Annotated in this window: 12 protein-coding genes; 3 read left to right on the forward strand and 9 right to left on the reverse strand. The window is 59.7% G+C overall.

The genetic code is table 11. The annotated features are described in order from the left end of the window. Positions 1–9 precede the first annotated feature (9 nt). Positions 10–744 (reverse strand): XRE family transcriptional regulator, encoded by a 735-nt coding sequence (locus tag B1722_RS08410; protein WP_041072295.1) that lies wholly within the window; start codon positions 742–744, stop codon positions 10–12. Between the two features lie 209 nt (positions 745–953). On the opposite strand from B1722_RS08410, the gene mutS reads away from it, so the two are divergent. Together mutS and fdxA are read left to right on the forward strand one after the other, a co-directional pair. Further along, complete coding sequence (gene mutS, locus B1722_RS08415; protein WP_041072297.1) at positions 954–3,536, forward strand: DNA mismatch repair protein MutS; 2,583 nt, start codon at positions 954–956, stop codon at positions 3,534–3,536. A gap of 163 nt (positions 3,537–3,699) precedes the next feature. Next, on the forward strand, positions 3,700–4,023 hold the full coding sequence (gene fdxA / locus B1722_RS08420) for a ferredoxin FdxA (protein ID WP_007908827.1): 324 nt from the start codon (positions 3,700–3,702) through the stop codon (positions 4,021–4,023). A 606-nt stretch (positions 4,024–4,629) separates the two neighbouring features. On the opposite strand, the gene rpoS is transcribed toward fdxA, so the two are convergent. The 8 genes from rpoS to B1722_RS08460 all read right to left on the reverse strand — a co-directional run bounded on the left by rpoS (position 4,630) and on the right by B1722_RS08460 (position 11,848). After that, positions 4,630–5,640, reverse strand: coding sequence for an RNA polymerase sigma factor RpoS (gene rpoS, locus B1722_RS08425; RefSeq protein WP_016985073.1), 1,011 nt, complete (start codon positions 5,638–5,640; stop codon positions 4,630–4,632). A 105-nt stretch (positions 5,641–5,745) separates the two neighbouring features. Beyond that, entirely contained in the window at positions 5,746–6,627 is an 882-nt protein-coding gene (locus tag B1722_RS08430) for a peptidoglycan DD-metalloendopeptidase family protein (RefSeq protein ID WP_041072302.1), read from the reverse strand. 212 nt (positions 6,628–6,839) lie between these two features. Then, a complete protein-coding gene (locus tag B1722_RS08435) occupies positions 6,840–7,475 on the reverse strand; it encodes a protein-L-isoaspartate(D-aspartate) O-methyltransferase (protein ID WP_169841266.1) in 636 nt (211 codons plus the stop codon). A gap of 41 nt (positions 7,476–7,516) precedes the next feature. Continuing rightward, positions 7,517–8,266: a 5'/3'-nucleotidase SurE gene (gene surE / locus B1722_RS08440; RefSeq protein ID WP_041072306.1), complete on the reverse strand. Its 750-nt coding sequence runs from the start codon at positions 8,264–8,266 to the stop codon at positions 7,517–7,519. Beyond that, the gene (truD, locus tag B1722_RS08445; protein WP_041072308.1) at positions 8,254–9,312 is read right to left on the reverse strand and encodes a tRNA pseudouridine(13) synthase TruD; all 1,059 of its coding nucleotides are present in this window, start codon (positions 9,310–9,312) and stop codon (positions 8,254–8,256) included. The genes surE and truD overlap by 13 nt, the downstream gene beginning before the upstream one ends. Beyond that, on the reverse strand, positions 9,309–9,782 hold the full coding sequence (gene ispF, locus B1722_RS08450) for a 2-C-methyl-D-erythritol 2,4-cyclodiphosphate synthase (protein ID WP_007964300.1): 474 nt from the start codon (positions 9,780–9,782) through the stop codon (positions 9,309–9,311). Before ispF ends, truD begins: the two co-directional genes overlap by 4 nt. 42 nt (positions 9,783–9,824) lie before the next feature. Beyond that, the gene (fghA, locus tag B1722_RS08455; RefSeq protein WP_041072310.1) at positions 9,825–10,670 is read right to left on the reverse strand and encodes an S-formylglutathione hydrolase; all 846 of its coding nucleotides are present in this window, start codon (positions 10,668–10,670) and stop codon (positions 9,825–9,827) included. A 65-nt stretch (positions 10,671–10,735) separates the two neighbouring features. Continuing rightward, positions 10,736–11,848 (reverse strand): S-(hydroxymethyl)glutathione dehydrogenase/class III alcohol dehydrogenase, encoded by a 1,113-nt coding sequence (locus B1722_RS08460; RefSeq protein WP_027611042.1) that lies wholly within the window; start codon positions 11,846–11,848, stop codon positions 10,736–10,738. A 117-nt stretch (positions 11,849–11,965) separates the two neighbouring features. Between B1722_RS08460 and B1722_RS08465 the strand changes: the two genes are divergently transcribed. Further along, on the forward strand, positions 11,966–12,862 hold the full coding sequence (locus B1722_RS08465) for a LysR substrate-binding domain-containing protein (protein ID WP_041072312.1): 897 nt from the start codon (positions 11,966–11,968) through the stop codon (positions 12,860–12,862). The last annotated feature ends 85 nt before the right edge of the window (positions 12,863–12,947 follow it).

Raw genomic sequence — 12,947 nt, forward strand, 5'->3', positions numbered from 1 at the left:
CGGTGAAATCTATCGGGCGTACATGCCCCACCAGAAGACATGACCGAGGATGACGATCTGCTCGTCCTGCATATCCTGGAAGCTGTAGTCCTCGTCCGGATGTTCATCGCGGTTGAAACTGCGCAGACGGATACCGGTCGGCAGGCGATAGAGCTGCTTCACGCGCAACTGACCGTTGTGATTGATCGCGTACAGATCGCCATCGATGATGTCGCCGATCCCGCACTTGCCGGCGTTCACTCCGACCGTGGCGCCATCCCGCAACACCGGCATCATGCTGTTACCGCGCACTGTCACGCATTTGGCCTGGTCGAACTGCACACCGTTATGACGCAGGCTGCGCTTGCCGAAGCGCAGGCTAGAGCGTTCGCTCTCTTCGATGACGAATCTTCCTGATCCAGCAGCCAATTCAACCTCACGAAGAAAGGGCACCGACACCTCGTCGTCATCGACAGGGGTATCGTCGTCCCACAGGCTTATGTCCTTGAGTTCCGCATGCATGTCATCGCGCGCGCCACCGGTCGCGATCGCGACATCGGCGCGACCGCGCAATTGATCAGTGCTCACATTGAAGTATTCGGCGATCTTCGAGATGTGTTTATCCGAAGGATCGACGATCTTCCCGCTGAGAATCCGCGAGAGCGTTGATTGAGGCACGCCGGTGCGACGGTGGAGCTCCGTGGGGGAGATCCCGTGCTGGTCGAGCAGTGCTCTTAAGACGGAGGATACGTTGCGTTTTTGCATAACGCGCATAGTGCTTGAAGTTTTTTCCGAAGACAAATGCTGATTTGCATAAATCGTGCATAAATCACAATTAAACGCAGAAAGTGTCAGCCGGCCGTCATGCCTGCGTCGAGCCGACCGCCCATGGTAACCTTGCGTCCATCGCGGAAAAGCCCGGCGGTTGCCCTCGCTTTTGCCCTACATCATTTAACGAGTTACCTGACAATCCGATGAATAAAGCCGTCTCCGACCTGTCCTCCCACACCCCGATGATGCAGCAGTACTGGCGCCTGAAGAATCAGCACCCGGATCAGCTGATGTTCTATCGCATGGGCGACTTCTACGAGATCTTCTATGAAGACGCAAAGAAGGCAGCCAAGTTGCTCGACATCACCCTGACTGCGCGCGGCCAGTCGGCAGGGCAAGCGATCCCGATGTGCGGGATTCCTTACCACGCGGCGGAAGGTTACTTGGCGAAACTGGTCAAGCTCGGCGAGTCGGTGGTGATCTGCGAGCAGGTCGGCGACCCGGCCACCAGCAAGGGCCCGGTGGAACGTCAGGTGGTGCGGATCATCACCCCGGGTACGGTCAGCGATGAGGCGTTGCTGGATGAGCGCCGCGACAACCTGATCGCAGCGGTGCTGGGCGATGAGCGCCTGTTCGGTCTGGCAGTGCTGGACATCACCAGCGGCAACTTCACTGTGCTGGAGATCAAGGGCTGGGAGAACCTGCTGGCGGAACTGGAGCGGGTCAACCCGGTGGAACTGCTGATCCCGGACGATTGGCCGAAAGACCTGCCGGCGGAAAAACGCCGTGGTGTGCGTCGTCGCGCGCCGTGGGATTTCGAGCGCGATTCGGCGTTGAAAAGTCTCTGCCAGCAGTTTTCCACACAAGACCTGAAAGGCTTCGGTTGCGAAACCCTGACCCTGGCCATCGGCGCCGCTGGTTGCTTGCTGGCCTATGCCAAGGAAACCCAGCGCACCGCCCTGCCCCATCTGCGCAGCCTGCGTCATGAGCGTCTGGACGACACCGTGGTGCTCGACGGCGCGAGCCGCCGCAACCTCGAACTCGATACCAACCTGGCTGGCGGGCGCGACAATACGTTGCAATCGGTGGTCGATCGTTGCCAGACCGCGATGGGCAGCCGCCTGCTGACCCGTTGGCTGAACCGTCCGCTGCGTGATTTGACCGTGCTGCTGGCGCGGCAGACCTCGATCACTTGCCTGCTCGACGGCTACCGCTTCGAAAAACTCCAGCCGCAGCTCAAGGAAATCGGCGACATCGAGCGGATTCTGGCGCGGATCGGCCTGCGCAACGCGCGCCCCCGTGACCTCGCTCGCCTGCGCGATGCCCTCGGTGCCCTGCCGCAACTGCAAGTGGCGATGACCGACCTGGAAGCGCCGCACCTGCAGCGCCTGGCAGCCACCACCAGCACCTACCCGGAACTGGCGGCGCTGCTGGAAAAAGCCATCATCGACAACCCGCCTGCGGTGATCCGCGACGGCGGCGTGTTGAAAACCGGTTACGACAGCGAACTCGACGAGCTGCAGTCGTTGAGCGAAAACGCCGGCCAGTTCCTCATCGACCTCGAAGCCCGGGAAAAGGCCCGCACCGGTCTGGCCAACCTGAAAGTCGGCTACAACCGCATTCACGGCTACTTCATCGAACTGCCGAGCAAGCAAGCCGAATCGGCTCCAGCCGATTACATCCGGCGCCAGACGCTCAAGGGCGCCGAGCGTTTCATCACGCCCGAGCTGAAAGAATTCGAGGACAAGGCGCTGTCAGCCAAGAGCCGTGCCCTCGCCCGTGAGAAAATGCTCTACGAGGCGTTGCTGGAAGATCTGATCAGCCAACTGCCACCGCTGCAGGACACGGCCGGCGCTTTGGCGGAACTGGACGTACTGAGCAACCTTGCTGAACGTGCGCTGAACCTTGACCTGAACTGCCCGCGTTTCGTCAGCGAGCCGTGCATGCGCATCACCCAAGGGCGTCACCCGGTGGTTGAGCAGGTGCTGACCACGCCGTTCGTGGCCAACGACCTGAGCCTGGATGACAACACCCGGATGCTGGTGATCACCGGGCCGAACATGGGCGGTAAATCCACCTACATGCGCCAAACCGCATTGATCGTGCTGCTGGCGCATATCGGCAGTTTTGTCCCGGCGGCCAGTTGCGAGTTGTCGCTGGTGGACCGGATCTTCACCCGGATCGGCTCCAGCGACGACCTGGCCGGCGGCCGTTCGACCTTCATGGTCGAGATGAGCGAAACCGCCAACATCCTGCACAACGCCACCGAACGCAGTCTGGTGCTGATGGACGAAGTCGGTCGCGGCACCAGCACCTTCGACGGTCTGTCGCTGGCATGGGCCGCTGCCGAGCGCCTGGCACATCTGCGTGCCTATACTTTATTTGCCACACACTATTTCGAACTGACCGTGTTGCCGGAAGCCGAGCCGCTGGTGGCCAACGTGCACCTCAACGCGACCGAGCACAACGAGCGCATCGTGTTCCTGCACCACGTCTTGCCGGGACCTGCCAGCCAAAGCTACGGCCTGGCCGTGGCGCAACTGGCCGGCGTACCGAGCGAAGTCATCGTGCGTGCCCGTGAGCATCTGAGCCGACTGGAAGACACCGCATTGCCGCACGAAGCGCCGAAGCCTGCCATCAAAGGCAAACCGGCGGCCCCTCAGCAAAGCGACATGTTTGCCAGCCTGCCGCATCCGGTACTGGACGAATTGGCGAAAGTGGATCTCGATGACCTGACCCCGCGTCGAGCACTCGAATTGTTATATGCACTTAAGAACCGGATCTAAGCAGCAAAGAACCGGATATAACGCAAACGGCTTCAAGCTGTTAGAATCTCGCGCGGTTCGGGATGCTGCCGGTTAATAGCCTGGCTGGCAGACATCGCTCCCGAACCTGGCGACCCCAACCGTGAAGGGGCTACGCTGCCGCCGCCTGAGGAGAAAATTAGAAATGACCTTCGTCGTCACCGACAACTGCATCAAGTGCAAGTACACCGACTGCGTAGAAGTCTGTCCGGTGGACTGCTTTTACGAAGGCCCGAACTTCCTGGTGATTCACCCGGACGAGTGCATCGACTGCGCCCTGTGCGAACCGGAATGCCCGGCCGTCGCGATTTTCTCCGAGGACGAAGTCCCGGAAGAGATGCAGGAGTTCATTCAGCTGAACGTTGAATTGGCTGAAATCTGGCCGAACATCACCGAGAAGAAAGAATCGCTGCCGGATGCCGAAGAGTGGGATGGCGTCAAAGGCAAGATCAAAGACCTCGAACGCTGATCTGTCGCGCGTTACGAAAAGGCCCCTTGCGGGCCTTTTTGCTTTTGCGGGTTTTACTTTTCTACAGGCAAAAAAAGGGGCGGTTTGACCCGCCCACATTTTTCCCTATTCCCTGTATTCCTTTTCATCGTCCTGATGAATCGCGTCCTGCGATGTCCGTTCCCCTCTTCCTTGAAGGGCGTGTCTGTCCGTCGACACAGTGCTGATATTAGAGAGTTCCCTGCCGAGAGCAACCGGCCCCATGGGCTGAAAATCGCTGTCATAAGCATTTCATATTATTAAATAAGCTTTTAAATCAATTACTTAAATACACGCGTCGTTAGTAGTCGACGTCTACCGTCCTGCAAAAATAGGGAACGCTTACGAGAGAGTAAGCCAAGGCTTACGTCGCGAGACTACAAACGATGGAAATGCTGACCATTTGTCCGGCAATGAACGATGTGGGAGCTTGCTCCCGCCGGGTTGCGCAGCAACCCCTGAGATTCATGAGCGCTGCGCACTCAAGCGGGAGCAAGCTCCCTCGCCACAGACCGTCTTCAGCCGATATCCGAGCAATAAAAAAGCCCCGAACCAGTCGGGGCTTTTATGGACGGTTGCCAGAGGCGCTTACTGAAACAGCGACTCGCTCGACAGGCCATTCTTCTCAAGGATTTCACGAAGGCGCTTGAGGCCCTCTACCTGGATCTGCCGCACCCGCTCCCGAGTCAGGCCGATCTCCAGGCCTACATCCTCCAGCGTGCTGCTCTCATGGCCGCGCAGGCCAAAGCGGCGAACGACCACCTCACGCTGCTTGTCGGTCAGTTCCGAGAGCCATTGATCGATGCTCTGCGACAGGTCGTCATCCTGCAGCAGTTCGCATGGATCGGTCGGACGGTCATCCGTCAGGGTGTCCAGCAGGGTTTTATCCGAATCCGGACCCAGCGAGACATCGACCGAAGAAACCCGCTCGTTCAGGCCGAGCATGCGCTTGACCTCGCCCACCGGTTTTTCCAGCAGGTTGGCGATTTCTTCGGGTGAAGGTTCGTGATCGAGCTTTTGCGTCAGCTCGCGTGCGGCCCGCAGGTACACGTTGAGCTCCTTGACCACATGGATCGGCAGCCGGATGGTCCGGGTCTGATTCATGATCGCACGCTCGATGGTCTGACGAATCCACCAGGTGGCGTAGGTCGAGAAGCGGAAGCCGCGCTCGGGATCGAACTTTTCCACCGCTCGGATCAAGCCGAGGTTGCCCTCTTCGATCAGATCCAGCAGCGACAGCCCCCGATTGACATAACGCCGGGCGATCTTCACGACCAGCCGCAGGTTACTTTCAATCATGCGCTTGCGCCCGGCAGGGTCGCCACTTTGCGACAGACGCGCAAAATGAACTTCTTCCTCCGGGGAGAGCAGTGGTGAAAAGCCGATTTCGTTGAGATACAGCTGCGTGGCATCGAGTGCCCGAGTGTAGTCGATGTACTTGTGTTGTTTAAGTGAAGCGGAGTGTTTGGATTTGGAACGAACGGAAGGTGGAGCAGCCCCTTCATCATTCGACATCGAAGATTCCGAATCGATGCCGGCCTCCATAAGGAGAACCTCATCGTCGATGTCAAACTCCGGCACTTCTTTACTGAGAGCCATTGTTATAGTCCTTTGGTGAGTTCGACCCCAAGCTCAAGCGACGCCTTTATCCTTGGCAGCGCTGGAGCCTGTCCCCTCTACGCGACGGAACAGGCTGGCCTCAAATCAACGTCTGGGCAGGAACTGCAGCGGATCTACAGGTTTACCTTGTCGGCGAATCTCAAAATGCAGTTTCACCCGGTCTGTACCCGTTGACCCCATTTCGGCAATTGTCTGTCCGACTTTGACCTGCTGCCCCTCCCGTACCAACAGCCTGCGGTTATGTCCGTAGGCACTGACGTAGGTTTCGCTGTGTTTGATGATGACTAATTCGCCGTAGCCCCTTAAGCCACTCCCGGCGTAAACCACCGTCCCATCAGACGCAGCTAAAACAGGCTGTCCCAAATCTCCGGCGATATCAATTCCTTTATTCAAACTACCGTTTGAAGAGAATTTTCCAATCAGAATGCCATTAGATGGCCATCCCCAGCCGGTCGGGGCTGGCCCCGGTGGAGGCAGCGGAGCCGGGGCCGGTTTGCTGGCGACGGACGGTGCAGCCCCCGCAGAGCCGGCGCCGGAACCGGTCACCGTCGTGGTTGTAGTGCCATTCGCCTGACGCCGGATTACCGTGGTTTTGCTCGACGAAGACGGCGAAGAGCTGCTGTTGCTGACCACCGCCGTCGGCGTTGAGCCGGTGCGGCCATCAAAGCGAATTGTCTGACCCGGGTGGATCGTATACGGCGTAGGAATATTGTTCCGGGCCGCGAGGGCTTTGTAGTCCCAGCCGTAGCGAAAAGCGATGGAAAACAGCGTATCGCCCGGACGGACTACGTACTGCCCGGTCGTTACCGCAGGGCGTTGAGCCGCCGCACTGTTGCGATCGACCACCCGCACATTGCTCGATTTGGTGCTGGAGCAACCGACCAGCAAGGTGCTCAATACAAGGCCAGTCACCAGGCGCTGAAAGCTCGTGTTACCCATACGCTGCGCAATGACTGTGAGACTCACCCGCCGCTCCCTTTGTGGTGGCTGAAATATGTGGAATGCCGAATCGCGGCAAGTAGTGTCGCAAGTATAACGGGCCGAATGGGCTTTACCGTTAAAGATGCGAAAACGCTTCACGCACACGTTTGCCCTTGGGCAATTGATAGCGTTTAAACCCTCACTGACGGTGTAAGACACAGGCCAGCGCAAGGAATTCAGCGCGCGCAAATAAATGCTCAGGCCAACGGACCATTGAGCAATGGCACGAAGCGCACCGCCCCCAGCACGTGACGGGAAAAGCCGTGTTCTTCACGCACGATCAGCATCAGTTGCTGCACTTCTCCGGAGCCGACCGGAATCACCATCCGCCCGCCCGGTGCCAGTTGATCGAGCAACGCCTGCGGAACGTCAGTCGCGACTGCGGTGACGATGATGCCATTGTACGGCGCCAACGCCGGCCAGCCTTCCCAGCCATCGCCCCAGCGGAACACCACGTTGCGCAGGTTCAACTCGACCAGGCGTTCCTTGGCCCGGTCCTGCAGGACCTTGATGCGCTCGACCGAGAACACCCGCTCAACCAGTTGCGACAGCACCGCCGTCTGATAGCCCGAACCGGTACCGATTTCCAGAACCTTGTCCAAAGGCCCTGCCTCCAGCAGCAGCTCGCTCATGCGCGCCACCATATAAGGCTGGGAGATGGTCTGGTTGTGGCCAATCGGCAGCGCGGTATCTTCATAGGCACGGTGCGCCAGCGCTTCATCGACAAACAGATGACGCGGCGTACGGCGGATCACTTCCAGCACCTTGGCGTTTGACAGGCCTTCTTCATAGAGGCGCTGGATCAGACGTTCACGGGTACGCTGCGACGTCATGCCGATGCCGCTGCGCATTCTGTCTTCGTGTTCACGAGCCATTAGCGCAGTCCCTCCAGCCAGCCGTCGAGATGCCTGAAGGCATCGTTGAAGGTGCGATCGAGCTGCAGCGGGGTAATGGAAACGTAGCCCTGCATCACTGCATGAAAGTCGGTGCCTGGCCCGCCGTCCTCGGCATCGCCGGCAGCAGCAATCCAGTAACCGGCCTTGCCACGCGGGTCGACTACTTTCATCGGCGCCGCGGCCCGGGCGCGATGGCCCAGACGGGTCAGTTGAATGCCACGAATATGGTCGATCGGCAGATTGGGAATGTTCACGTTCAGCACCGTGCGCGGTGGCAGGTCCAGCCCGGCATGGGCCTCGACCAGTTTGCGCGCGAAATGTGCAGCTGTCGCCAGATTGTCCACCTGGCGCGAACACAGCGAGAACGCGAACGAAGGACGCTCGAGAAAGCGCCCTTCGAGGGCGGCGGCCACCGTGCCGGAATACAGCACGTCATCGCCGAGGTTGGCGCCGAGGTTGATCCCGGAAACCACCATGTCCGGCTCGCGCTCCAGCAGGCCGTTGAGGCCCAGATGCACGCAGTCGGTCGGTGTTCCGTTGAGGCTGATGAAACCATTGGCCAGGTATTGCGGGTGCAGCGGACGGTCGAGCGTCAGCGAACTGCTGGCGCCGCTTTTGTCCTGCTCCGGGGCGATAACCACGCATTCGGTGTAATCCGCCAGCGCAGCATAAAGCGCGGCGAGACCGGGTGCGGTTACCCCATCGTCGTTAGAAATCAGAATACGCATGGGCTGTCCGTCTGCCCCACCGGCACCAGATCAACGAGTTCGCGCACCAATACGGTGGCGAAGCATCCGGCCGGGAGGACGAATTCCAGTTGCAGAATGTCAGGCTGGGGATAATGCCACGACAACCCGCCAATGGGCAGCCGCAGGATGCGACGTTCGTGGCTCATTCCGGCATTGATCAGCCAATCGCGCAGATCCGCCTCACGCTCGGCAATCCCCTGCTCCAGATCATGGACAGCGCCGGCGGCCGGTGAGTCACCTTCGCCCCACTGCGGGCCGGTCGGGTGCAGGTCGAGAATCGCCAGGCGCGGATCGCTGCATTCGGCCTCACCGGCCGGGAAAAAACTGCGGCTGTCGGTGAACGCCAGCAGATCGCCGACTTGCGCCTGCTGCCAGGTGCCATCGGCCACCCGCGCCGCCAGCACTTGATTGAACAGAAAACTGCGCGCCGTCGACAGCAGCCGCGAGCGCACATTGCGCTGCTCCGGCAATGCCTTGCGCGCCGCCCACGCACGCGCATCGACGACGTTGCCGCCGTCATGGCCGAAACGCTGGGCGCCGAAATAATTGGGAATGCCTTGCCTGGCGATCCGTTGCAGACGCTGCTCGATTGCGTCCTTGTCGCCGGCGAACTGGGTCAGGCGCAAGGTGAAGCCGTTGGCCGAATGCGCGCCGCGTTGCAGCTTGCGTTTGTGGCGCGTGGTCTTGAGGATCTTCAGCGTGTCGTTTTCCGCCGCCGACAGATCCGGATCAGCCTTGCCCGGCAGTTGCACACTGAACCACTGACGAGTCAACGCCTGACGATCCTTGAGCCCGGCATAACTGACGGTGCGCAACGGCACGCCAGCCGCCTTGGCAATCCGCCGCGCTGCCTCTTCGGTGTTCAGACCGCGTTTTTCCACCCAGATCCACAGGTGTTCGCCATCGCCGCTGAACGGGATGTCGAGCACTTCATCGACCTGAAAATCTTCGGCGATGGCTTTCAGAACCGCAGTGCCGAGGGGTTCGCCATAGGCGCGCGGGCCGAGCAGTTGCAATTCGTTCATGCGCGCAGCAACAAGGCAACGGAATGCACGGCGATGCCTTCTTCGCGACCGACAAAGCCGAGCTTTTCGGTGGTGGTAGCTTTCACGTTCACTTGATCCAGTTCAACTTGCAGATCGGCGGCGATCAACGCTCGCATCGCTTCGATATGCGGGGCCATTTTCGGTGCCTGGGCGACGATGGTGTTGTCGACGTTGCCGACTTTCCAGCCCTTGGCGTGGATCAGCGCGACCACATGACGCAGCAGCACGCGGCTGTCGGCGCCCTTGAATTGCGGGTCAGTGTCCGGAAAATGTTTGCCGATATCACCCAGCGCGGCCGCGCCGAGCAAGGCATCGCTCAAGGCGTGCAGCAGGACGTCACCGTCGGAGTGAGCGAGCAGCCCGAAGCTGTGTGCAATGCGCACGCCGCCCAGAGTAATGAAATCGCCTTCAGCGAAACGGTGCACATCGTAGCCGTGGCCAATACGCATAAAAAACGCCCCGATTTTTGTCAGGGCGTGATTCTACCTGCATTAACCGCGCAGGGCGCGTGCGTGATGCTGCAAGTGGTCATCTATGAAGCTTGAGATGAAGAAATAGCTGTGGTCGTAGCCCGGTTGCAGGCGCAACGTCAGCGGATGACCCGCTTGTTTTGCCGCTTGTTGCAGGGCCTGGGGCTTGAGCTGGTTTTCGAGGAAGTCGTCGCGATCACCCTGATCGACCAGTAACGGCAGTTTTTCGCCGGCCTCGGCAATCAGCGCGCAAGCATCCCATTCTTTCCACTTCGAACGGTCTTCACCCAGATAACGCGAGAACGCCTTCTGTCCCCATGGGCAATCCATCGGATTGTTGATCGGCGAAAACGCCGAGACCGACTGGTAACGCCCCGGATTGCGCAGCGCACAAACCAAAGCGCCGTGGCCGCCCATTGAATGGCCGCTGATGCTGCGTTTGTCCGACGCCGGGAAATGCGCTTCAACCAATGAAGGCAATTCCTGCACGACATAGTCATGCATCCGATAGTGCCGCGCCCATGGTTCCTGCGTGGCATTCAGGTAGAACCCGGCGCCGAGGCCGAAATCCCAGGCGCCATCCGGATCACCCGGCACATCCGGGCCGCGCGGACTGGTGTCCGGTGCGACGATGATCAGGCCAAGTTCGGCGGCCATGCGCATCGCGCCGGCCTTTTGCATGAAGTTCTCGTCGGTGCAGGTCAGACCGGACAGCCAGTAGAGCACTGGCAACTTGCCGCCCTGCTCCGCTTGCGGCGGCAGGTACACGGCAAACACCATGTCGCAGCCGAGCATGTCGGAACGGTGGCGATAGCGCTTGTGCCAGCCGCCGAAACTTTTCTGACAGGAGATATTTTCCAGACTCATGTAAAGACTCCTACGCGGCCCCGGCTATAAACCTTCAAGGTCTGTAGCCGTGGCGTCGCGAATGATCAGAAATGAATGACGGTACGGATGCTCTTGCCTTCGTGCATCAGATCGAAGGCCTTGTTGATATCTTCCAGACCCATGGTGTGGGTAATGAAAGTATCCAGCGGAATCTCGCCGCTCTGCGCCATGTCAACGTAGCTTGGCAACTCGGTACGACCACGCACGCCGCCAAATGCCGAACCACGCCAGACGCGACCGGTCACCAGCTGGAACGGACGGGTCGAAATTTCCTGACCGGCACCGGCAACACCGATGATCACCGATTCGCCCCAGCCCTTGTGGCAGCATTCCAGCGCCGCGCGCATCAGTTGCACGTTGCCGATGCATTCAAAGGAGAAGTCGACGCCGCCATCGGTCATGTCGACGATCACTTCCTGGATCGGACGATCGAAGTCTTTCGGGTTGACGCAATCGGTGGCGCCCAACTGCTTGGCGATCTCGAACTTGGCCGGGTTGATGTCGATGGCGATGATCCGCGCAGCCTTGGCTTTAACCGCACCAATGACGGCCGACAGACCGATGCCGCCCAGACCGAAGATCGCCACGGTGTCACCCGGCTTGACCTTGGCGGTGTTGATCACCGCACCGATACCGGTGGTCACGCCGCAACCGAGCAGGCAGACCTTTTCCAGCGGCGCGTCCTTGGCGATTTTCGCCACGGAGATTTCCGGCAGTACGGTGTATTCCGAGAACGTCGAAGTACCCATGTAGTGGAAAATCGTTTGGCCCTTGTAGGAAAAGCGCGAAGTGCCGTCCGGCATCAGACCTTTGCCCTGAGTAGCGCGAATCGCCTGACACAGGTTGGTCTTGCCCGACTTGCAGAATTTGCACTGGCCGCATTCCGGGGTGTACAGCGGAATCACGTGGTCACCGACGGCGACCGAGGTGACGCCCTCGCCGATCGCTTCAACGATTGCGCCACCTTCGTGGCCAAGGATCGACGGGAAGATGCCTTCCGGATCTGCGCCGGACAGGGTGTAGGCGTCAGTGTGGCAAACCCCGGAAGCCACCACGCGCAGCAACACTTCACCGGCCTTGGGCATGGCCACATCGACTTCTACGATTTCCAGCGGCTTCTTGGCCTCGAAGGCAACGGCGGCGCGCGACTTGATCATGCTGACTCTCCAGTGAATCCATTGATTAAAAAAACCAGACCGGCAGTGTAGTACAGCGCGATCTGATGAATAATCCGGACCAAAGCAAAACATTATTGCCATACAGGGATAATCCCGATGTCGGAAAATCGTTGGGAAGGCATCGACGAGTTCGTCGCCGTTGCCGAATGCAGCCAATTCACCGCCGCAGCAGAGCGTCTTGGGGTTTCGTCCTCGCACATCAGTCGACAAATCGTACGACTGGAAGAGCGCTTGCAGACGCGTCTGCTTTATCGCAGTACCCGCCGCGTGACGTTGACCGAAGCCGGACAAACTTTTCTGCAGCATTGCCAACGCCTGCAGGACGGTCGCGAAGAAGCCCTGCGCGCAGTTGGCGACCTGACCAGCGAGCCCAAAGGCATGCTGCGCATGACCTGTGCCGTGGCCTATGGCGAGCGGTTCATCGTGCCGCTGGTGACACGCTTCATGGGGCAATATCCGCAATTGCGCGTCGACATCGAGTTAACCAACCGCCAGCTCGACCTGGTGCATGAGGGGCTGGATTTGGCGATCCGATTGGGCCGGCTACAGGATTCGCGATTGGTCGCCACTCGCCTGGCGCCGCGCCGGATGTATCTGTGCGCGTCTCCGTCCTACGTGGAACGGTATGGCCGCCCACACAGTTTGTCGGAACTGAGCCGCCACAATTGCCTGATCGGCAGCTCGGATCTGTGGCAGCTGGAACAGAACGGGCGGGAATTTTCCCAACGTGTTCAGGGAAACTGGCGCTGCAACAGTGGGCAGGCGGTACTGGATGCGGCGCTGCAAGGGGTCGGCCTGTGTCAGTTGCCGGACTACTACGTGCTGGAGCATTTGCACAGCGGGGCGCTGATTTCGCTGCTGGAGGCGCATCAGCCACCGAATACGGCGGTGTGGGCGTTGTATCCACAGCAGCGGCATTTGTCGCCGAAGGTGCGCAAGCTGGTGGATTTCTTGAAGGAAGGGTTGGCCGAGCGGCCGGAGTATCGGATTTAAAAGCAAAAGATCGCAGCCTGCGGCAGCTCCTACAGGGAAACCGCGAACTCCCTGTAGGAGCTGCCGCAGGCTGCGATCCTTTGAT

Origin of the sequence: Pseudomonas sp. SCPG-7, from assembly GCF_002156405.1 — a bacterium.
Lineage (GTDB): Bacteria > Pseudomonadota > Gammaproteobacteria > Pseudomonadales > Pseudomonadaceae > Aquipseudomonas > Aquipseudomonas parakoreensis.